This window comes from Streptomyces sp. NPDC014727, from assembly GCF_043083485.1.
In the GTDB taxonomy this organism is placed as follows: Bacteria; Actinomycetota; Actinomycetes; order Streptomycetales; family Streptomycetaceae; genus Streptomyces.
The window spans coordinates 168647-188237 of record NZ_JBIBYR010000006.1 but is presented as its reverse complement, the minus strand read 5'-3'; the positions used below and the strand labels follow the sequence as shown (position 1 = coordinate 188237).

The window sequence follows — 19591 nt, the reverse complement described above, 5'->3', positions numbered from 1 at the left end:
CGCTGTGATGGTCATCATGTACAGATAGCCCGGCCATCGTCCCTTTCGGCTGTGCAGATTGCCCAGTGAATTCGCGAACTGTTGCGCACCTTGCGAAGCGGCGAGAGCCTTCGAACATGACTGAGACTCTGCACACCACCCCCGACACAGCCCGGCAGGCCGACCCCTTCCCGGTCAAGGGAATGGACGCGGTCGTCTTCGCCGTCGGCAACGCCAAGCAGGCCGCGCACTACTACTCGACGGCCTTCGGCATGAAGCTGGTCGCCTACTCCGGACCTGAGAACGGCAGCCGCGAGACGGCGAGTTACGTCCTGACCAACGGGTCCGCCCGTTTCGTCTTCACCTCCGTCATCAAGGCGTCCACCGACCACGGCCGCTTCCTCGCCGACCATGTCGCCGAGCACGGCGACGGTGTCGTCGACCTGGCCATCGAGGTCCCGGACGCCCGAGCGGCCTACGCGTACGCGGTCGAGCACGGCGCCCTCGGTCTCGCCGAACCGCACGAGGTCGAGGACGAGCACGGCACGGTCGTGCTCGCCGCCATCGCCACGTACGGCAAGACCCGCCACACCCTCGTCGAGCGCACCGGCTACGACGGCCCCTACCTGCCCGGCTTCGTCGCCGCGGCCCCGATCGTCGAGCCGCCCGCCAAACGCTTCTTCCAGGCCATCGACCACTGCGTCGGCAACGTGGAACTCGGCCGGATGAACGAGTGGGTCGGTTTCTACAACAAGGTCATGGGCTTCACCAACATGAAGGAGTTCGTGGGCGACGACATCGCCACCGAGTACTCCGCGCTCATGTCCAAGGTCGTCGCCGACGGCACGCTCAAGGTCAAGTTCCCGATCAACGAGCCGGCCATCGCCAAGAAGAAGTCCCAGATCGACGAGTACCTGGAGTTCTACGGCGGCGCGGGTGTCCAGCACATCGCGCTCGCCACGAACGACATCGTCGCCTCGGTACGTGCGATGCGGGCAGCCGGCGTCCAGTTCCTGGACACCCCCGACTCGTACTACGACACCCTCGGCGAGTGGGCGGGCGAGACCCGGGTCCCCGTGGAGGTCCTGCGCGAGCTGAAGATCCTCGTCGACCGCGACGAGGACGGCTACCTGCTGCAGATCTTCACCAAGCCGGTCCAGGACCGCCCGACCGTCTTCTTCGAGATGATCGAACGCCACGGCTCGATGGGCTTCGGCAAGGGCAACTTCAAGGCCCTGTTCGAGGCGATCGAGCGCGAGCAGGAGAAGCGCGGCAACCTCTGATCCCCAGGGCGTGACAGCGGGGCCTCCGGCGAAACCGGGGCCCCGCCCCAGGTGCGGCCGGCACCGGGCGGGCACCCCCGGCACACGGCGCGCGGGCGGATCGGCCCCGGCGGCCTGTCAGCGGCTGCCCGACGCGTGTGTGCCAGGGCCGGGCACTCCCGCCGCCAGCCGCAGGTTTGGATCCGGCGGTTGCGGCCCGGCACCCGGCGCGCTCGGCTCCGCTACCGGGGCCGCGGCTCTCGCGGGCGCCTGCCGCTGCGGCGCCGGCGCGGGTCTCTCCGGCTCGGCCCGCGCAGCCGGCTCGGGTTCCGGGGCGGGCCGCATGTCCTGCGGGACACCGGCCGGGAGCCGGCCCAGCGAGTCCAGTGCCCTTTGGGACGCCGGGGCCTCCAACGGTGAGAAGTGCGGATTGGTGCGCAGTGCCGCCGCCAGATTGCGGCGCGCCGGACCGTAGTCCTTCAACGCCTGCTGAATCGCGCCCAGGTGGGACATGTACGAGGCGTTCCGCCCGCCCGTGTCGACCGCCTGCGTCGCGTACTTCAGCGCGGCGGACGAATCGCCGGAGCGGTGCAGCGCCCAGCCCAGCGCGTCCGCCACGGCCGCGCTGCGGTGCGATCGGCCCCACTCCGCCTGCAGCAGCTTCACCGCCACCGCCGGATTACCGTGAGCGGCCTCGAAACGGCCGCGCAGCAGCGCGTTGTCCACTCCCTGGGCGTCGCCGCGCGTGAGAGCCTCACCGAGCTGTCCGTACTGGCTCCGGGCCTCGTCGTCCCGTCCCAGCGACTCGTACAACTCGCCCAGTTCGAGCATGTACTCGGGCCGGGGAAGGTGAGCCAGCGCCGCCCGGTAGTCGCGCAGCGCCTCGTCCGTACGGCTGAGCGCGGCCAGCGCCCTGGCCCGGCCCGCGAGCGACGGGGGATGGGCACGGTCGGTCCGCAGCGCCGCGCCGTACTGCGCCACCGCCTCCTCGGGCTCGCCGCGCTCCCAGGCCAGTTCGCCCAGCAGATACAGGCACTCCGCCTTCTGCGCCGGGGCCGTGGCCCGGTCGGCCGCGCCCTGCGCGTTCGCCAGCGCGTCCTCCCGCCGGCCCCGGTCCCGGTACATCCGCGCCGTACGCAGCAGCGCGGCGCCGCCGGGGCGCAGCGCCGTGAACTTCCCCACCGCCGCGCGCGAGGCCTTGTAGTCACCGAGGCCGTTGTACGCGTCGATCAGGGACGGGTAGACCGCCCACTGCTTAGGCTCCCGCGCACGGACCTTCTCGCCCCACTTCTTCGCCGCGCCGAAGTCGCCCCGGGCATTGGCGAGCGTCGCGAGTCCCACCCAGGCCGCGGTGTTCCCGTTCTCACCCGGCTCGACGTTCAGCGAGCGCTGCAGCGCCTGCTCGGCCCGGCCGTAGTACGCCGCGTCCGCGGAGCGCTGCCCCCACTCCACGTAGGACGTACCGAGCAGGGCCCACGCCCCCGCGTCGGAAGGATGCGTGCCCACCCACTGCTGCCGGTCCCCCATCAGCGCCGTCAGATCCGAGAGCGAGGGGGGATAGCCCAGGTCCGTCGCCTCCAGGGCCCGCGAGACCGGACCCGGCGCGGGCGGTGGCGCGGACTTCTTCTCGTCCTCCGGCACGGCCACCACCGCACCCGTCACCAGCACCGCACCCGCCACCATGCCCATGGCGGCCCTGCGCAGCGTCGTCCGCAGCGACAGGGGTGGCAGCTCGTCCGACGACGCCGGGTCCGACGACACCGGGTCCGGAGGTGCCGGCCGGGTTCCGGGGGGCTCAAGGGGGGGCTCGGTCGAATCGGGGGACTCCGGAGGCTGCTGCGGCATGACATCCATGCCGATCACTCTGCGTCAGTACGAAGAGCACACCGCGTCTTGCGTAGGCAGCCGCAGACGGGTTCACACCAATGGGCCCGGGTGTCACGCTCAGATCATGAACGGTCTTCTCGAACGACTGCGTGCGGGGCTGCCCGACGAGGCCCTGATCACCGATCCCGACATCACCGCCTCGTACGCGCACGACATGGCGAGCTTCTGCGCATCGGGCACACCGGCCGTCGTCGTGCTCCCGCGCACGGTCGAGCAGGTCCAGCACGTCATGCGCACGGCCACGGCCCTGCGCGTCCCGGTCGTCCCGCAGGGGGCCCGCACCGGTCTGTCGGGCGCGGCCAACGCCTCCGACGAGTGCATCGTGCTCTCCCTGGTGAAGATGGACCGGATCCTGGAGATCAGCCCGGTCGACCGGATCGCGGTCGTCGAACCGGGCGTCGTCAACGCGGTGCTCTCGCGGGCGGTCGAAGAGCACGGTCTCCACTACCCGCCGGATCCCTCCAGTTGGGAGACGTGCACCATCGGCGGCAACATCGGCACCGCTTCCGGCGGTCTGTGCTGCGTGAAGTACGGGGTCACCGCGGAGTACGTGCTCGGCCTGGACGTCGTCCTCGCCGACGGGCGGCTGCTCACCACCGGCCGCCGCACCGCGAAGGGCGTCGCCGGCTACGACCTCACCCGGCTCTTCGTCGGCTCGGAGGGCAGCCTCGGCATCGTCGTCAAGGCCGTGCTGGCGCTGAAGCCCCGGCCGCCGCGGCAGCTGGTCCTGGCCGCCGAGTTCCCGAGCGCGGCCACCGCCTGCGACGCGATCTGCCGGATCATGGAGCGTGGTCACACCCCGTCACTCCTCGAACTGATGGACCGTACGACGGTCCGTGCCGTCAACCGGATGGCGTCCATGGGCCTCCCCGACACCACCGAGGCGCTCCTGCTCGCCGCTTTCGACACCCCGGACCCGTCGGCCGACCTGGCCGCCGTCGCCGAGCTGTGCACCGCTGCGGGCGCCACCGAGGTGGTCCCCGCGGCGGACGCCGCCGAGTCCGATCTGCTGCTCCAGGCCCGGCGGATGTCGCTCACCGCGCTGGAGACCGTCAAGTCGGCCACGATGATCGACGACGTCTGCGTTCCGCGCTCGAAACTCGGCGCGATGCTCGAAGGCACCGCCGCCGTCGCCGAGAAGTACGGCCTCACCATCGGTGTCTGCGCACACGCGGGCGACGGCAACACCCACCCCGTCGTCTGTTTCGACCACACCGACGCCGACGAGTCCCGGCGGGCCCGTGCGTCCTTCGACGAGATCATGGCGCTCGGCCTGGCACTCGGCGGCACGATCACCGGCGAACACGGGGTCGGGGTCCTGAAGAAGGAGTGGCTCGCGCGCGAACTCGGCGAGGTGGGCGTCGAACTGCACCGGGGCATCAAGCAGGCGTTCGACCCGCTGGGGCTGCTCAACCCGGGCAAGGTGTTCTGACGGCCTGTCGGCGCCGTGGCCGTTCACGCGTCGCCGTCCTGCGCATCGTCCGGCCCCCACGGGTCGCTCAGCCACAGATCGTCGGCCGGCAGCGGCGCGAGCAGCTCGGCGAGACCCTCGTCGATGCCCAGCCGCTCGGACTCCGTGCCCGGCGGGACCAGCCGCAGCGTCCGCTCCACCCAGGCGGCCACCGCGGCGGACGGCATCTCCAGCAGCGCGTCGCCGTCCGGCGAAGTCAGCGCCACGAAGATGACGTTGCGGACGTCGACCTTGGTCGGCCAGATCCGTACGTCCCCGTGGCCGCACGGCCGGAACACGCCCTCGACCAGCAGCTCGCGGGCGAACGTCCAGTGGACGGGGAGCTCGGAGCCGATGTGGAAGGCGACGTGCACGGCGTACGGATCCTCCGTGCGATACGTCAGCCTGGCAGGGACGGGGATGCTGCGCTCGGGCGACAGAACCAGCTTGAACTCCAGGTCGCGTTCCACGACGGTGTGCATGAGTGCGTCCTTCCAGTGCCTGTGGGCCGGTCCCGTGACCGGTCCGCACTGGGAGAGAGCGCCCTGCCCGCCACCTATGACGCGACTTCGGGAAAAAATTTCCGGGTGACCGGAAAGTGGCCCAATCCCCTGGAGCCGCCCAGGGGTACGCGGGCGTCTGATAGATGTGGACCCGTTGAATTGCGGCCTCGAAGAGATACGGGACCACGGTGATGAGCGCCCCAACCCCGGCACCCGGTGACGAAAGCCCCCGCGAGGGGTACTACCCCGACCCGTCCATTCCCGGATACGTCCGGTACTGGAACGGCGCCTCGTGGGTGCCCGGCACGAGCCGGCCCGCCCCTCCGCAGGGCGATTCGGCGCCCGCGGCGCCCGCCGGAGCGGCGGGTGGACCGCAGCCGACGGCCCCGGCACCCGCGTCGGCCGACGCACCGGTGGACGAGACCGGTCCGGTCTTCCTCGACGAGGAGCCGCTCACGGACAACCGTCCTGAACCGGCCACCGCCTGGCAGGCGGACGCGTCCCGGCAGACCGGCTTCGGCGGAGAACGCGACCGGCGGGTCTCCTGGGGCGGCACCGGGCACCCCGGCGCGCAGGACGAACGCGGTGAGCGGAGTCGGCGGTCGGGGCCGGAGGCCGACCGTCTCCCCGCGGTCCGGGCGCCGGGCGGCCTGGTCCCGGCCGATCGCGCCCCCGCGGTCCGGGCGCCCGTCGACGGTGCTCCCGCGGACCCGCGCCGGCCGGCTTCCCCGGACCCGACGGCCGGTGCGCTGCCCGCCGTGCGCGACGGCGGCGGCCAGGCACCCGAGAACACCGTCGCGATCCGCAGCGACCGCACGGGCCGCCCCGGTGGCAGCGGTGCGGGCAGCGGCGGCGAAGCCGGAGGGCCGCCCCCCGACGGTACGGTCGCGATCCGCGCCGTGGGCCGGGGCGCCCGCCCGCCCGCTCCCAGGACGACGGAACAGCCGCCCGCGGACGGGACGATGGCGATCCGCGCGCTCTCCCCGGGGACCGGTCCGCGGCCTCCCGCGCAGACCCCGGCGCAGCCCCCCGCCCCGGCTCCGGACCCGCGTCCCGCGCGGGCCCCTGCCCCGGCCGCCCCCGCCCCGGGCGAGCCCCGCGGCCCTCTCGCGCCGGGTCCGGGCGGTGGTGCGGCCTCCTGGGCGCAGCACGTCCATCAACCGGCCCAGCCCGAGCAGGCCGCCCGCCCCCAGCCCCGGCTCCCGCTCCAGGCGCAGCAGCCTCATCCGCAGTTCGGTGCGCAGGGTGGGCAGCCGGATCAGCCCGTCGTGCCCTGGAAGCCCCCGGTCGACGACCCCTTCCAGCAGCTCGCGCAGGCCCAGGCATCGGCGAGGCCCGCCGGACTCGGCAAGCGGTTCGCCGCCCGGCTCGTCGACACGGTGGTGCTGGCCGCGCCGGTCGGCGCGATCGGGTTCCCGCTCGTCTCGCGGGCGATGGACCACATCGACGAGAAGATCAGCGCGGCGAAGCTGTCCGGCGAGACGGTCACCGTCTGGCTGGTGGACTCCACCACGGCCGGTCTGTTCGGCGCGGTGCTCGGCGCGTTCCTGGTGCTCGGCGTCCTGCTGGAGGCGCTGCCGACCGCCAAGTGGGGCCGTACGCTCGGCAAGAAGCTCTGCGGGCTCGAAGTACGGGACATCGAGTCCCACGGGGCCCCGGCCTTCGGTGCCGCGCTGCGCCGCTGGCTGGTCTACGGCGTGCTGGGCGTCCTGGTGGTCGGGGTGGTCAATGTGCTCTGGTGCCTGTTTGACCGGCCGTGGCGGCAGTGCTGGCACGACAAGGCGGCGCACACCTTCGTCGCGGGCTGACACCCCGGGCGCCGACCCGTCGTGCCGACCACGCGGGTCGGCTTCGGGGCATCGGGGCCGACCCCGTGTGGGGAGCCGCCGAGCGCACTCGTCCGGCTGACGGCCCATCGGGTGAGGGGTTGCGCGGGAGGCACCGTTCCCCCGAACGCACCTGAGCCGTTGCGGGCGCCCGGAGGCCGGGATGCACTGCCCCCATGAGCAACGATCAGCCGACGTCCGGTGAGCCGCCCGAGGACGACCCGTTCCTCAAGAGGCCGCAGGGGGCACAAGGGCCTCAGGAGCCTCAGGGGCCTCAGGGGCCTCACGGGCCTCAGGGGCCGCAGGGGCCTCAGGAGCCTCACGGGCCTCAGGGGCCGCAGGGGCCGCAGGGGCCTCAGGAGCCCCAGGGGCCGTCATCGGGTTCGCCCTACGGCGGCGCTCCCCCTCCGCCGCCGTACGAACCCGGTCCCTATGGCGGCGGTGGCCCGTACGGGGGCGTCGATCCGCTGGCCGGTATGCCGCCGCTCGGCGAACCGGGAAAGCGGATTCTGGCCCGGCTGATCGACTTCCTGATCATCTCGATCCCGCTGTACCTGATCTCGTTGCCCTGGGGCGGCGCGGTCGAGGTGACGAACGACAACACCAGCAACAACGGTGTCGGCAACGTCTTCAGTCAGACGTACAGCAGTCACCAACTGATCTGGTCGCTGATCGGGCTGGTGGTCTACGTCGCGTACGACACGTACTTCACGCACAAGGACGGCCGGACCATCGGCAAACGGCTGCTGAAGCTGCGGGTCGCGATGCTCAACGACGGCCGGGTGCCGGACACCGGGGCGGCGTTCCTGCGGGCCGTGGTGCTGTGGCTGCCGGCGCTGCTGTGCTGCCCCTGCCTGTGGTGGCTGATCAACATCGTGCTCATGTTCACGGACAAGCCCTACCGTCAGGGCCTGCAGGACAAGGCGGCGAAGACGGTGGTCGTCCAGACCAACTGAGGCAGGCCCTCGCCCCACGCCACAAAGGCATCGGCCTTCGTACGGGCTCGTTCGTCGAACCCGTACGGAGACCGAGGCCTTTGAGCGTCAGCGCCTCAGGGAGTGCTCGTTCAGGCGCTGCTCCGCACGCGCCGTCACGCGCTGCTCGGCCGCACGGGCCGCCGGGATCGGGGCATGGACCCCGTCGCGGGCGAGGCCCTCGGCCTCTACGGCGGCGGAAACCACGTCCTGGTTCGTACGGGCTGCGGCCCCGGCCCTCGACGACTTCGCTGTTTTCGCCCGGGACGGGAGGGGTACGGTCACGGCCACCAGCAGGCCGAGCGCGAGCGCCGCGGTCCCGATGACGGCGATGCCGAGGCCCGAACCCGTACGGGAGAGCAGCAGCATGGCGAGGGTCGAGAAGACGACGGTGACCGAACCGTAGGAGAACTGTGCGGCAGTGATACGCGGCATGGCGGTATCCGTCCTCGGGGCATCGGATGGGCAGTCTCTCAACACGGTCGCACTGTCAAGCGACTCTACGACGGTGGATGCCCGAGCGGAGCCGGTGGTAAGCGTGGCCTAACCCACGGTGCCGGTGCACGGGGGGCGCACGGAGTCATTCCGCGCTCCGGGCTTGGGCTGTGACGCGCCGGTTGCCTGCCCGGTGAACGTCCGGATAACGGAAATGTGCTCCTGCATAGTGCACTTGGCCTGTTCAAGTCAAGATCTGTCTTTTCTCTCGTAACTCCGGTCGAATGTCGTCACTTGTGACGCGTATCCGCGCGCGGCCCCACCACACCACCCCAGGCCGCAGCCGCGGGCGCCGGGGAGGACTGCATCAAGTGACCACTCACAGACGGGCGCTTCGCGCCGCGGCGGTTGTCGTGGCCATGGCCGCCACTGCCGCGACGGCGTCAGCTTTCGCCACCGCTCAGGCGGATGACCAGGCATCAGCGGCCAAGGTCTCCGCGGTCGAGCGCCGCGACCCGGGCTCGGCCAAGGGCAACGAGCACGATCTGAAGGGCCCGTTCAGCGAGCAGCAGGACGCGCAGCGTCAGGCCGCCCTGGAAAAGGTCATATCGGGCGACAAGAAGATATCGAAGCGGAACGGCTCCCAGGTCGTGAAGCTCGACGACAAGAAGTACGTCGAGCTCGGCCGCGAGAAGACCGACAAGATCTTCACGATCCTGGTCGAGTTCGGCGACAAGGTCGACGACACGACCATGTTCGACCCGGACGGAGACGGGCCGAAGCCTCCTGTCAAGAAGTACGGCGGCACGCCCGGCCCGGCGCACAACACGATCGCCAAGCCGGACCCCAAGAAGGACAACAGCACCGCCTGGCAGGCCGACTACAACCAGGCGCACTTCCAGGACCTCTACTTCGGTGAGGGCGCCGGCAAGGACTCGCTGAAGACCTACTACGAGAAGACGTCCTCCGGGCGCTACTCGGTCGACGGCGAGGTCTCCGACTGGGTCAAGGTGCCGTACAACGAGGCGCGTTACGGTTCCAACTACTGCGGCGCGACCAACTGCGCCAACGCCTGGGACATGATCCGCGACGGCGTGAACGCCTGGGTCGCCGACCAGAAGGCCAAGGGCCGTACCCAGGAGCAGATCAAGGCGGATCTCGCGCAGTACGACCAGTGGGACCGTTACGACTACGACAACGACGGCGACTTCAACGAGCCCGACGGGTACATCGACCACTTCCAGATCGTCCACGCCGGTGAGGACGAGTCCGCGGGTGGCGGCGCGCAGGGCACCGACGCCATCTGGGCGCACCGCTGGTACGCCTACGGCACCAACGCCGGTGCGACCGGCCCGGCCGAGAACAAGGCCGGCGGCACCGAGATCGGTGACACCGGCTTCTGGGTCGGCGACTACACCGCGCAGCCCGAGAACGGCGGCCTGGGCGTCTTCGCCCACGAGTACGGCCACGACCTGGGCCTGCCCGACCTGTACGACACCACCAACACCGCCGAGAACTCGGTCGGTTTCTGGTCCCTGATGTCGGCGGGCTCCTGGCTCGGCACCGGCAAGAACCAGATCGGTGACCTGCCCGGCGACATGACCGCCTGGGACAAGCTCCAGCTGGGCTGGCTCAACTACGGCGAGGCCAAGGCCGCGACGAACTCCACCCACAAGCTGGGCGTGTCCGAGTACAACACCAAGGACAAGCAGGCGCTCCTCGTCACGCTGCCCGACAAGCCCGTCACCACCGCTGTCACGAAGCCCGCGGAGGGCTCCAAGCAGTGGTGGAGCGACATGGGTGACAACCTGAACAACACCCTGACCCGCTCGGTCGACCTGACCGGCAAGTCCAAGGCCTCCCTGGACCTCGCGGGCTGGTGGGACATCGAGAAGGACTACGACTTCCTCTACACCGAGGTGTCGGACAACGGCGGCACCAGCTGGACCGCGATCGACGGCACGGCCGACGGCAAGGCGATCCCGCGCGACGCCAGCGACAAGCCGGCCCTGACCGACGTCTCCGGCGCGTACCGGAAGCTCTCCTACCCGCTGGACGCCTACGCGGGCAAGAAGATCGACATCCGCTTCCGTTACACCACCGACGGCGGTGCGGGCGGCGTCGGCTTCGCCGCCGACACCATCGCGGTCGACGCCGACGGTGCCGCGCTCTTCACGGACAACGCCGAGGGCGACGACAACGGCTGGACCGCCAAGGGCTTCTCCCGCGTCGGTGAGTCGTTCACCAAGGACTACCCGCAGTACTACATCGCGGAGAACCGCCAGTACGTCAGCTACGACCGGACCCTCAAGGTCGGCCCGTACAACTTCGGCTTCTCCAAGACCCGTCCGGACTGGGTCGAGCACTACCCGTACCAGAACGGTCTGCTCATCTGGCAGTGGGACCGTTCCCAGAAGGACAACAACGTCTCGGCCCACCCGGGCAAGGGCCTGATCCTGCCGATCGACGCGCACGCCAAGCCGCTGAAGTGGGCGGACGGCACGATCATCCGGAACAAGATCCAGCCCTTCGACGCACCCTTCAGCCGGTACGCGACCGACGGCTTCACCCTGCACAACGCCGATGTGCCGGTGCAGATCAAGCCCCAGCTCGGCATCCCGGTCTTCGACGACCACAAGGGAACCTACTGGTACAAGGAGAACAAGACCGGAAGTGTTCAGGTCACTGACACGAACACCCGGATCACGGTCGTCAGCGAGCCGCGCGACGGCTCGACGATGATCGTCAAGGTGGGACCCTCGCACAAGTAGTTCCGCATCACCGCAGGTCAGAGCTTGATCGGCCGTCGCCCTCTAGCGGGCGGCGGCCGATCGTGTTTAGGTGCCTCTTGTTCAGATCCTTATTGACATGACGTCTCACGGGGGAGCGCGGAGCATGGCAGGTGGAGGGTTCAGCAAGTTGCCGAACGGCACGGTGGTGGTGGCGATCACCCTGACCGGTCCGACGGACGGAACGGGTCCGGGCACCCCGGTCCGGGTCCTGGTGCACGCGGCCAACCGGGCCCGCGCGCTGACCCGGCTGCGCAATCTGGGCCTGCGCGCCGTCTATCTCCGCGGCAACGCCGAGCCGCCCACCCCCGACGAGATCACCGCCGTGCTCCACCACCCCGACGGGATGCTCTGGCGGGCCCGGCCCCAGCGGGCGCAGGAGCTCTGGCATCCGATCCGGGCGCTGCTCCGTCCGTCCGTACCGGCCCGCCGCCCGGCCTGAGGCCGGGGCGACGGCGGGGGCGGGGGCGGGGGCGACGGCGGGGGCGGCCCGAGGCTGATCCGCCCGGCTACACCACGGGCTTGCCGGAGAGCTTCACACCCGCCCTGCGGAGCTCCTCCAGCGCCCGTTCCGTGGTCTCCTCGGCGACCCCCGCGGTCAGGTCGAGCAGCACATGCGTCGTGAGGCCGGCCCGGACCGCGTCCAGCGCCGTCGCCCGCACGCAGTGGTCGGTCGCGATGCCGACCACGTCGACCTCGGTGACGTGGCGGTCCCGCAGCCAGTCGGCCAGTCCCACACCATTCTCGTCGAGGCCTTCGAAGCCGCTGTACGCCGCGGCGTAGGCACCCTTGTCGAACACCGCGTCGATCGCTCCCGAGGCGACCGCGGGGGCGAAATTCGGGTGGAAGCCCACCCCCTCCGTGCCGGCGACACAGTGCGCGGGCCAGGAGTGCTCGAAGTCCGGCTGTGCGGAGAAGTGGCTGCCGGGGTCGATGTGGTGGTCCCGGGTGGCCACCACATGGCGGTACCCGGGCTGGGCCTCGCCGATCAGGTCGGTGATGGCGGCGGCGACATCGGCGCCGCCCGCCACGGCGAGGCTGCCGCCCTCGCAGAAGTCGTTCTGGACGTCCACGACGATCAATGCGCGGTGCATGGCGGGTGTCCTTCGGTGGGGGACGGGTCGGCGGTCATGAGGGACGTGTTCGAGCCTAGAGACTCGGGAGCGGTTCAGGGAGCGGCCCGGTCACCTTCCCCGCGCCCGCCCCGTCACACGAACTCCGTGGGGATCACGGGCTCCCCGCGGGACAACTGCATCGCCGACATCGGCAGCCCCGCCCGCGCCGCGACGTGCCGCTCGCGTGCCGCGTCCAGCGGCTCACGGGCGATCGCCTCGCCGCCCCTGACCAGCTCGACCAGCAGTTGCCGGTCGGCCAGCTCCGGGGGTACGGGACCGGTGCCGATCACCTCCGCCTCGGCCACCCCGTTCTCGTCCAGCCTGCGCGCGGCCCACTTGCGACCGCCCACCGACGCCTTCGAGCCGAGCGACTTCTTCGCGACCGGACGCAGCGGCTCCGCGGGGTCGGCGGATCCGGCGCGGGCGACCAGCTTGTAGACCATCGAGCAGGTGGGCTGCCCGCTGCCGGTCACCAGCTGCGTGCCCACCCCGTACGCGTCGACGGGCGCCGCGGCCAGCGAGGCGATCGCGTACTCGTCCAGATCCGACGTCACCACGATCTTCGTCCCGGTGGCGCCCAGCTCGTCCAGCTGCTGCCGCACCCGGTGCGCGACCAGCAGCAGGTCCCCGGAGTCGATGCGTACAGCACCGAGGTCGGTCCCGGCGACCTCGACCGCCGCACGGACCGCCTCGGCGACGTCGTACGTGTCGACCAGCAGCGTCGTCCCCCGGCCCAGCGAGTCGACCTGGGCCCGGAACGCGTCGCGCTCGGTGTCGTGGAGCAGGATGAAGGCGTGGGCGCTCGTCCCGACGGTGGGGATGTTGTAGCGGAAGCCCGCGGCCAGGTCGGAGGTGGTGTCGAAGCCGCCGATGTACGCGGCACGCGCCGACGCCACCGCCGACAGTTCATGGGTGCGGCGTGCACCCATCTCGATCAGGCCGCGTCCGCCGGCCGCCGCGGACATCCGCGACGCCGCCGCGGCGATCGCCGAGTCGTGGTTGAGGATCGAGAGGATCACCGTCTCCAGCAGCACGCACTCGGCGAACGAACCCTCGACCCGCAGGATCGGCGAGCCGGGGAAGTACACCTCGCCCTCCGGGTAGCCCCAGATGTCGCCGTTGAAGCGGTAGTCGGCCAGCCAGGCGAGCGTGGGTCCGTCGACGACGTCCTGTTCGCGCAGGAAGGTGAGCATCTCGTCGTCGAAGTGAAAGTTCTCCACCGCGTCGAGCACCCGTCCGATGCCCGCGACGACGCCGTAGCGCCGGCCCTCCGGCAGCCGGCGGGTGAATGCCTCGAAGACCGAGCGCCGGTCGGCCGTGCCGGCCTTCAGCGCGGCCTGCACCATCGTGAGCTCGTACTGGTCGGTGAAGAGCGCCGTCGACGGCACACCGACCCGTCGCCCAAGGTCCGCAGAGTTCATGCTCCGGATGCTACCCCTATTTCGTCAGAGTGACGAGATCTCGGGTCGTTTGTGCGATGACCCCTCCCGAGTGGCAGCATGGGGTGGGTGAGCGTCGCCCCCACAGAGATCGAGCGTCCCGAATCGGCCGAGGAGAGTCTTGTCGTCCCCGAGCCCGACGTCCCCTGGGTGACGCTGGTCCACAACGACCCGGTCAATCTCATGAGCTATGTGACCTATGTCTTCCAGGCCTACTTCGGCTACTCCAAGGACAAGGCCCACAAGCTGATGCTGGACGTCCACCACAAGGGCCGGGCCGTCGTCTCCAGCGGCAGCCGCGAGGAGATGGAGCGTGACGTCCAGGCCATGCACGGCTACGGGCTGTGGGCCACCCTCACGCAGGACCGCAACTAGACCGATCAGATCCCCTCTGCCCCGCCCGACCCACCATCGGAGAAAACCCATGGCCGGCCACTTCGAGGCCACCCCCGGCGGCGGCGCGGCCGTCGCGCTCGACGACGTGGAGATCGCGATCCTGCGCTCCCTCGCCGTCCAGCTGCTGGAACTGATCGGCCCCGGCGACGAACCCGCCGACGGCGAGGACCCGCTGGCCGCCCTCTTCGCGGAAGGGCCCAGTGAACCGCCCACCGACCCCGCGCTGGCCCGCCTCTTCCCCGAGGCGTACGGCGACGAGGACAGCGAACTGCGAGCCGCCTCCGCGGAGTTCCGCCGCTTCACCGAGAACGACCTGCGCGCCCGCAAGCGTGATGACGCCCTCACCGTCGTACGCACCCTGGACGCCCTGTCCGTCGCCGAGGACGGCGGCGCCGTACTCAAGCTCTCCGGCGACGAATGCCGTCACTGGCTCGGCGCCCTCAACGATCTCCGGCTCACCATCGGCACCCGTCTGGAGGTGTCCGACGACGACGAGGGCGAGGCCGGATCGCTCTACCGGCTTCCCGACAGCGATCCGCGCAAGCCGATGGTCATGGCCTACCTCTGGCTCGGCGCGCTCCAGGAAACCCTGGTGGAAACCCTGATGCCGTAGTTCCCGGCTTTCCGGTCTCCCGGCCCCGGCCCTGGTTCTGCGGGCCTGCCGGGCGGTCCAGGTTTCCGCGCTTCCCCGCCCCGCTTTACGTGCTTCCAGGCCCCGATTCAGTCGCGGCTTTCGTGCCTCTCGGCCCCGATCCAGGTTTCCGGGCTTCCCGCATCCCGATTCATCGGCTCCCGGGCGAGGCGCGTTCGCTCAACGGATGCTCAAATCCGAATAACGATCCCGTCACCTGAACGGTCGCATATATGGCGACTGAAAACCCTTGTCCGCTTTTTCCTGTGCTGTGCACCACATCAGCTCCGATGATTCACCCGTGTGCCCGTGATAAATCTTCACGACCACTCGGGGACGCCACCCTTGTTCCCGAGGGCGCTACAAGCCGGCGACCGCCGGTGGCACTCCATCCATATCCGGGGGGACCGGGACCCGGTCCGCGGCTTCGACGGCGCGGATCAGCGTGGAGAAAGGCGCAGCACATGACATCGGCGCAGGTCGACAAGGGACAGAGCGGCCGGCAGGCCGCACCGGCCGCGGGTGCCGGCGCGACGGGCGAGGGGTACCAGCGGGCCCTCGGCGCCCGTCAGATCCAGATGATCGCCATCGGCGGGGCCATAGGCACCGGCCTCTTCCTTGGGGCGGGAAAGGCGATCTCCAAGGCCGGCCCCAGTCTCGTCCTGGCTTATGCCGTCGCGGGCCTGGTGATCTTCTTCATCATGCGCGCCCTGGGTGAACTCCTCATGTACCGCCCGGTATCGGGGTCCTTCTCGGAGTACGCCCGCGAATTCATCGGGCCCTTCGCAGGCTTTGTCACCGGCTGGACCTACTGGCTGTTCTGGGTCGTCACCGGAATCACCGAAGTCACTGCCGCCGCCCAGTACATGACATTCTGGTTCGACATTCCGCAATGGGTGTCGGCACTGGTCTTCACGGTCATCCTGTACGGCGTGAACCTGATCTCCGTAAAGCTCTTCGGGGAACTCGAATTCTGGTTCTCGATGGTCAAGGTGACGGCCATCGTCGGCATGATCCTCATCTGTGCCGGAATTCTCACCCTCGGCTTCTCCGACGCCGGGGACACCGCGTCCGTCGCCCACCTCTGGGACGACGGCGGCTTCTTCCCGCACGGCATCAAGGGCACCCTGATGACCCTGCAGATCGTGATGTTCGCGTTCCTCGCCGTGGAGCTCGTCGGCGTCACCGCGGGCGAGTCCAAGGACCCGAAGACCGTCCTGCCCAGGGCCATCAACACCGTGCCGTGGCGCATCGCGGTCTTCTACATCGGGGCCCTCGTCATGATCCTCTCCGTGGTTCCGTGGGCCGAGTTCCAGCCCGGCGTCTCACCGTTCGTCGCCGCGTTCCGGAAAATGGGTCTCGGTATCGGCGCCGGCATCGTCAACTTCGTCGTACTGACCGCGGCCCTCTCCTCCTGCAACTCCGGCATGTACTCCACCGGCCGCATGCTCCGCGACCTCGCGCTCAACGGACAGGGCCCGAAGTTCTTCACCCGGCTCACCAGGAGCGGTACCCCGCTGGTCGGCACCACCTTCTCCGCCGCCCTGATGCTCGTCGGCGTCTGGATCAACTACCAGTGGCCCGGTGACGCCTTCACCTACGTCGTCTCCTTCGCCACCATCTCCGGCATGTGGGCCTGGATCATGATCCTCGTCTGCCAGATCCGCTACCGCCGCCTCGCCGACCTCGGCGTACTCCCGCGATCCGGCTTCCGGGCCCCCGGTGCCCCGTACACCAGCGTCTTCGCACTGGCCTTCATCGGCCTGGTCGTCGTGATGATGGGCATCGACAAGGACACCAGGGTCTCGCTGTACTGCGCCCCGCTCTGGGCGGCCGCCCTCGGTGTCTCGTACCTGGTGCTCAGGGCCCGCAACCCCGAGAACAAGGCCTTCGCGAAGAGCTGAGGCCACTTCGTACGACCCCCGAACCATCCCCGGGCGACCGCCGTCCCCACGGCCGCGTCCACCATGCGGGCCCCTGCGTACCACTCCTCGGTACGCAGGGGCCCGCCCGCCTATCCTGGGCGCCATGCTGACCATCACCCAGGCGCTCTACGACCAGATCGTCGCGCACTCCCGCGCCGACCACCCCGACGAGGCGTGCGGCGTGGTCGCGGGCCCGGCCGGAACCGGCCGGGCCGAACGGTTCATCCCCATGCTCAACGCCGCCCGCTCGCCCACCTTCTACGAGTTCGACTCGGGCGACCTCCTCAAGCTCTACCGCGAGATGGACGACCGCGACGAGGAGCCGGTGATCGTCTACCACTCCCACACCGCGACCGAGGCCTACCCCTCCCGCACCGACGTCACGTACGCCAACGAACCCGGCGCGCACTACGTCCTCGTCTCCACCGCGGACACCGACGACGCGGGCCCCTTCCAGTTCCGCTCCTACCGCATCGTGGACGGCGAGATCACCGAGGAGCCCGTCGAGGTCGTCGAGGCGTACGAGCCCGCCTGACCTCCTCGCACCGCCCGACCCCGCCGCCCGACCCCGCCGCCCGACCCGCCGCCCGACTCCGGCGCCCCGGCGCCCCGTCGGCCGGGCGGGGGCGGGCCCTTCGCGGCCCTGTCCGCCTGGCGAACATCAATCATCCATCAGGTGAGATCACACTCCGGATCACGGACCGGGAATCGATACGATGACCGCATGGTTCCCCATGACGTGAGCGAGAAGACGCCGGGCATGCTGCTCGTTGCGCGGCTGCACGTCGACCTGTGCAGGCTCTCCAGCGCGATCTGTACGAGCCGCCTGCCCGCCGGCCGCCAGGCCTGAGCCGGGCCCGCGGCCCGAACACCCGTCCGAAACGCACCAACCCCCGCGCGGGGGCAGAGCCGCGCGCCCCACGCCACCTCTCCGCACCCGACAGGAGCCCACGCCATGGCCATCGAGGTCCGCATCCCGACCATCCTCCGCACGTACACCGACGGCGCCAAGGCCGTCGAGGGCGACGGAGCGACCCTCGCCGACCTCTTCACGGATCTGGACAGCCGCCACAAGGGGATCCGCGAACGCATCGTCGACGGCGACGAGATCCGCCGCTTCGTGAACGTCTACCTCAACGACGAGGACGTCCGCTTCCTGGACGGCATCTCCACCAAGCTCAGCGACGGCGACAACGTCACCATCCTCCCGGCCGTCGCCGGAGGAGCCGCCGGGGCGACGCCCCGTCCGGCCGAGGCGGCCGGGCGACGGGCGGGCATGAACTGATGCGGTACGACAGCCCGCTCGCCGCGGTGGGCAACACACCGCTCGTCCGCCTGCCGCGGCTGTCGCCCTCGGCCGACGTCCGTCTCTGGGCCAAGCTGGAGGACCGCAACCCCACCGGCTCGATCAAGGACCGCCCCGCGCTCCACATGGTCGAACAGGCCGAGAAGGACGGCCGGTTGACCCCCGGCTGCACCATCCTGGAGCCCACCAGCGGCAACACCGGCATCTCGCTCGCCATGGCGGCCAAGCTCAAGGGCTACCGCATCGTGTGCGTCATGCCGGAGAACACCTCCCAGGAACGCCGCGACCTGCTCGCCATGTGGGGCGCCGAGATCATCTCCTCCCCGGCGGCCGGCGGCTCCAACACGGCCGTACGCGTGGCCAAGGAACTGGCTGCCGAGCACCCCGACTGGGTCATGCTCTACCAGTACGGCAACCCCGACAACGCGGGCGCCCACTACGCCACCACCGGCCCGGAGATCCTCGCCGACCTCCCGTCCGTCACCCACTTCGTGGCGGGCCTCGGCACCACCGGCACGCTCATGGGCGTCGGCCGCTACCTGCGCGAACACAAGCCCGACGTCAAGATCGTCGCAGCCGAGCCGCGCTACGACGACCTGGTCTACGGGCTCCGCAACCTCGACGAGGGCTTCGTGCCCGAGCTGTACGACGCCTCGGTCCTCACCACCCGCTTCTCGGTCGGCTCCGCGGACGCCGTCACCCGTACCCGCGAACTCCTCCAGCAGGAGGGCATCTTCGCGGGCGTCTCCACCGGCGCCGCGCTCCACGCCGCGATCGGAGTGGGAAACAAGGCCGTCAAGGCGGGGGAGCAGGCCGACATCGTCTTCGTCGTGGCGGACGGCGGCTGGAAGTACCTGTCGACGGGCGTCTACACCGCCCCGACGACGGAAGCGGCCATCGAAACGCTGCACGGCCAGCTCTGGGCATAGTCCCTCGTACCCGATCGCCGGACGAGCCGAACAGACCGAACCACCGGCCCGTCCGGCGATCGGGCCCGTCTCCGGGCCGCTCCGAAGCCGCCGCGCCCCCCGACCTCAGCCGAGCCCGCGCACCCGCTCCCACACCCCCGGGTCCACCACCCCCACCCGCCGCCGGAACCCCCGCACGGCAACCTCCCGCAACTCGTCCGTCTCCAGGAAACTCGCCCGCGCCCGCGCATCCCCCACCGTTCCCGCGGGCAGCGCGATCACCCCCGGCCGCTCCTGGTGATGCTTGCTGGTGATCTTCGCGACGCGCGCCGAGCCACCCCGTACCGACAGCACCAGACAGGGCCGGTCCTTCACCCCGGGCCCGTCCTCGTAGGGCACCTCGGCCCACCAGATCTCACCCGGCCGCGGTCCGCGCTCCGGCCCTGCCCCACGCCCCGGCCCCGCCGGCGGGCGCATCCGCCCGCCCGGACGCCCGCCCGAGCGCGTCCCCGCCGACCTGCCGGAACGCCCGCCCGGCCGCCGCCCTCCCCGCCCCCGCCCATCGGCGAGCGCCGCCACGAGCGCGAGCAGCACGACAACAGCGAACGCGATCCACCACCAGGACATGTCCATGTCCCGACCGTACCGGCGTTCCCACCTCTTCCATCGAACCGGTGACAGAGCAGGTGAGTTCCCCCACAACGGACGGCCGTGAAGGAGCGACCGGCTCTTTCGCGCTTTACGCTCGACAAACCGCTCAACAGAC

At 70.5% G+C, this 19591-nt stretch carries 19 protein-coding genes; 13 read left to right on the top strand and 6 right to left on the bottom strand.

Annotation, left to right across the window (positions count from 1 at the left end; all coding sequences use genetic code 11):
* Nucleotides 1-116: 116 nt before the first annotated feature.
* On the top strand, nucleotides 117-1262 hold the full coding sequence (gene hppD, locus ACF1B9_RS12805; RefSeq protein ID WP_391744017.1) for a 4-hydroxyphenylpyruvate dioxygenase: 1146 nt from the start codon (nucleotides 117-119) through the stop codon (nucleotides 1260-1262).
* Nucleotides 1263-1379: 117 nt separating this feature from the next.
* Here hppD and ACF1B9_RS12800 read toward each other — a convergent pair whose 3' ends face one another.
* Nucleotides 1380-3095 carry a tetratricopeptide repeat protein gene (locus ACF1B9_RS12800; RefSeq protein ID WP_391744019.1) on the bottom strand — a complete coding sequence of 572 codons (1716 nt, stop codon included), beginning with the start codon at nucleotides 3093-3095 and terminating at the stop codon, nucleotides 1380-1382.
* Nucleotides 3096-3192: 97 nt separating this feature from the next.
* Here ACF1B9_RS12800 and ACF1B9_RS12795 point away from each other — a divergent pair, with 97 nt between their 5' ends.
* A complete protein-coding gene (locus ACF1B9_RS12795; protein ID WP_391744021.1) occupies nucleotides 3193-4560 on the top strand; it encodes an FAD-binding oxidoreductase in 1368 nt (455 codons plus the stop codon).
* A 23-nt stretch (nucleotides 4561-4583) separates the two neighbouring features.
* Here the strand turns inward: ACF1B9_RS12795 and ACF1B9_RS12790 are convergent, their stop codons facing one another.
* Entirely contained in the window at nucleotides 4584-5060 is a 477-nt protein-coding gene (locus tag ACF1B9_RS12790) for an SsgA family sporulation/cell division regulator (RefSeq protein ID WP_391744022.1), read from the bottom strand.
* Nucleotides 5061-5272: 212 nt separating this feature from the next.
* Here ACF1B9_RS12790 and ACF1B9_RS12785 point away from each other — a divergent pair, with 212 nt between their 5' ends.
* The gene (locus ACF1B9_RS12785; RefSeq protein WP_391744024.1) at nucleotides 5273-6889 is read left to right on the top strand and encodes an RDD family protein; all 1617 of its coding nucleotides are present in this window, start codon (nucleotides 5273-5275) and stop codon (nucleotides 6887-6889) included.
* A gap of 194 nt (nucleotides 6890-7083) precedes the next feature.
* Nucleotides 7084-7863: an RDD family protein gene (locus tag ACF1B9_RS12780; RefSeq protein ID WP_391744025.1), complete on the top strand. Its 780-nt coding sequence runs from the start codon at nucleotides 7084-7086 to the stop codon at nucleotides 7861-7863.
* 87 nt (nucleotides 7864-7950) lie between these two features.
* Here the strand turns inward: ACF1B9_RS12780 and ACF1B9_RS12775 are convergent, their stop codons facing one another.
* On the bottom strand, nucleotides 7951-8316 hold the full coding sequence (locus ACF1B9_RS12775; protein ID WP_391744026.1) for a hypothetical protein: 366 nt from the start codon (nucleotides 8314-8316) through the stop codon (nucleotides 7951-7953).
* Between the two features lie 371 nt (nucleotides 8317-8687).
* Between ACF1B9_RS12775 and ACF1B9_RS12770 the strand changes: the two genes are divergently transcribed.
* Together ACF1B9_RS12770 and ACF1B9_RS12765 are read left to right on the top strand one after the other, a co-directional pair.
* Nucleotides 8688-11087: an immune inhibitor A domain-containing protein gene (locus tag ACF1B9_RS12770; protein ID WP_391744027.1), complete on the top strand. Its 2400-nt coding sequence runs from the start codon at nucleotides 8688-8690 to the stop codon at nucleotides 11085-11087.
* A 124-nt stretch (nucleotides 11088-11211) separates the two neighbouring features.
* Entirely contained in the window at nucleotides 11212-11547 is a 336-nt protein-coding gene (locus tag ACF1B9_RS12765; RefSeq protein ID WP_391744028.1) for a hypothetical protein, read from the top strand.
* Nucleotides 11548-11614: 67 nt separating this feature from the next.
* Here the strand turns inward: ACF1B9_RS12765 and ACF1B9_RS12760 are convergent, their stop codons facing one another.
* Nucleotides 11615-12199, bottom strand: coding sequence for an isochorismatase family protein (locus tag ACF1B9_RS12760; protein ID WP_391744029.1), 585 nt, complete (start codon nucleotides 12197-12199; stop codon nucleotides 11615-11617).
* A 113-nt stretch (nucleotides 12200-12312) separates the two neighbouring features.
* Nucleotides 12313-13641, bottom strand: a complete 1329-nt coding sequence (locus ACF1B9_RS12755; protein ID WP_391744030.1) for a nicotinate phosphoribosyltransferase — start codon at nucleotides 13639-13641, stop codon at nucleotides 12313-12315.
* Between the two features lie 78 nt (nucleotides 13642-13719).
* Here ACF1B9_RS12755 and clpS point away from each other — a divergent pair, with 78 nt between their 5' ends.
* From clpS to ACF1B9_RS12720, 7 genes are all read left to right on the top strand, one after another.
* Nucleotides 13720-14034 (top strand): ATP-dependent Clp protease adapter ClpS, encoded by a 315-nt coding sequence (gene clpS, locus ACF1B9_RS12750; RefSeq protein WP_093900291.1) that lies wholly within the window; start codon nucleotides 13720-13722, stop codon nucleotides 14032-14034.
* A 49-nt stretch (nucleotides 14035-14083) separates the two neighbouring features.
* A complete protein-coding gene (locus ACF1B9_RS12745) occupies nucleotides 14084-14668 on the top strand; it encodes a DUF2017 domain-containing protein (RefSeq protein ID WP_376208043.1) in 585 nt (194 codons plus the stop codon).
* Nucleotides 14669-15150: 482 nt separating this feature from the next.
* A complete protein-coding gene (locus tag ACF1B9_RS12740) occupies nucleotides 15151-16590 on the top strand; it encodes an amino acid permease (RefSeq protein WP_391744033.1) in 1440 nt (479 codons plus the stop codon).
* Nucleotides 16591-16714: 124 nt separating this feature from the next.
* Complete coding sequence (locus tag ACF1B9_RS12735) at nucleotides 16715-17146, top strand: M67 family metallopeptidase (RefSeq protein WP_361451049.1); 432 nt, start codon at nucleotides 16715-16717, stop codon at nucleotides 17144-17146.
* A 189-nt stretch (nucleotides 17147-17335) separates the two neighbouring features.
* On the top strand, nucleotides 17336-17461 hold the full coding sequence (locus ACF1B9_RS12730; protein WP_391744034.1) for a putative leader peptide: 126 nt from the start codon (nucleotides 17336-17338) through the stop codon (nucleotides 17459-17461).
* Between the two features lie 105 nt (nucleotides 17462-17566).
* On the top strand, nucleotides 17567-17896 hold the full coding sequence (locus ACF1B9_RS12725) for a MoaD/ThiS family protein (protein ID WP_391744035.1): 330 nt from the start codon (nucleotides 17567-17569) through the stop codon (nucleotides 17894-17896).
* Complete coding sequence (locus tag ACF1B9_RS12720) at nucleotides 17896-18846, top strand: PLP-dependent cysteine synthase family protein (protein WP_391744037.1); 951 nt, start codon at nucleotides 17896-17898, stop codon at nucleotides 18844-18846. The genes ACF1B9_RS12725 and ACF1B9_RS12720 overlap by 1 nt, the downstream gene beginning before the upstream one ends.
* 105 nt (nucleotides 18847-18951) lie before the next feature.
* On the opposite strand, the gene ACF1B9_RS12715 is transcribed toward ACF1B9_RS12720, so the two are convergent.
* On the bottom strand, nucleotides 18952-19458 hold the full coding sequence (locus ACF1B9_RS12715; protein ID WP_391744039.1) for a type II toxin-antitoxin system PemK/MazF family toxin: 507 nt from the start codon (nucleotides 19456-19458) through the stop codon (nucleotides 18952-18954).
* Nucleotides 19459-19591 lie beyond the last annotated feature (133 nt).

Excerpts from the sequence above, each read along its gene's own strand:
- ACF1B9_RS12720 (WP_391744037.1), top strand. The coding sequence starts at position 17,896 with ATGCGGTACGACAGCCCGCTCGCCGCGGTGGGCAACACACCGCTCGTC.
- ACF1B9_RS12800 (WP_391744019.1), bottom strand. The coding sequence starts at position 3,095 with ATGGATGTCATGCCGCAGCAGCCTCCGGAGTCCCCCGATTCGACCGAG.
- ACF1B9_RS12740 (WP_391744033.1), top strand. The coding sequence starts at position 15,151 with ATGACATCGGCGCAGGTCGACAAGGGACAGAGCGGCCGGCAGGCCGCA.
- ACF1B9_RS12725 (WP_391744035.1), top strand. The coding sequence starts at position 17,567 with ATGGCCATCGAGGTCCGCATCCCGACCATCCTCCGCACGTACACCGAC.
- ACF1B9_RS12765 (WP_391744028.1), top strand. The coding sequence starts at position 11,212 with ATGGCAGGTGGAGGGTTCAGCAAGTTGCCGAACGGCACGGTGGTGGTG.
- ACF1B9_RS12795 (WP_391744021.1), top strand. The coding sequence starts at position 3,193 with ATGAACGGTCTTCTCGAACGACTGCGTGCGGGGCTGCCCGACGAGGCC.
- ACF1B9_RS12755 (WP_391744030.1), bottom strand. The coding sequence starts at position 13,641 with ATGAACTCTGCGGACCTTGGGCGACGGGTCGGTGTGCCGTCGACGGCG.
- ACF1B9_RS12760 (WP_391744029.1), bottom strand. The coding sequence starts at position 12,199 with ATGCACCGCGCATTGATCGTCGTGGACGTCCAGAACGACTTCTGCGAG.
- ACF1B9_RS12745 (WP_376208043.1), top strand. The coding sequence starts at position 14,084 with ATGGCCGGCCACTTCGAGGCCACCCCCGGCGGCGGCGCGGCCGTCGCG.
- ACF1B9_RS12730 (WP_391744034.1), top strand. The coding sequence starts at position 17,336 with ATGGTTCCCCATGACGTGAGCGAGAAGACGCCGGGCATGCTGCTCGTT.
- ACF1B9_RS12780 (WP_391744025.1), top strand. The coding sequence starts at position 7,084 with ATGAGCAACGATCAGCCGACGTCCGGTGAGCCGCCCGAGGACGACCCG.
- hppD (WP_391744017.1), top strand. The coding sequence starts at position 117 with ATGACTGAGACTCTGCACACCACCCCCGACACAGCCCGGCAGGCCGAC.
- ACF1B9_RS12715 (WP_391744039.1), bottom strand. The coding sequence starts at position 19,458 with ATGGACATGTCCTGGTGGTGGATCGCGTTCGCTGTTGTCGTGCTGCTC.
- clpS (WP_093900291.1), top strand. The coding sequence starts at position 13,720 with ATGGGGTGGGTGAGCGTCGCCCCCACAGAGATCGAGCGTCCCGAATCG.
- ACF1B9_RS12775 (WP_391744026.1), bottom strand. The coding sequence starts at position 8,316 with ATGCCGCGTATCACTGCCGCACAGTTCTCCTACGGTTCGGTCACCGTC.
- ACF1B9_RS12790 (WP_391744022.1), bottom strand. The coding sequence starts at position 5,060 with ATGCACACCGTCGTGGAACGCGACCTGGAGTTCAAGCTGGTTCTGTCG.
- ACF1B9_RS12735 (WP_361451049.1), top strand. The coding sequence starts at position 16,715 with ATGCTGACCATCACCCAGGCGCTCTACGACCAGATCGTCGCGCACTCC.
- ACF1B9_RS12785 (WP_391744024.1), top strand. The coding sequence starts at position 5,273 with ATGAGCGCCCCAACCCCGGCACCCGGTGACGAAAGCCCCCGCGAGGGG.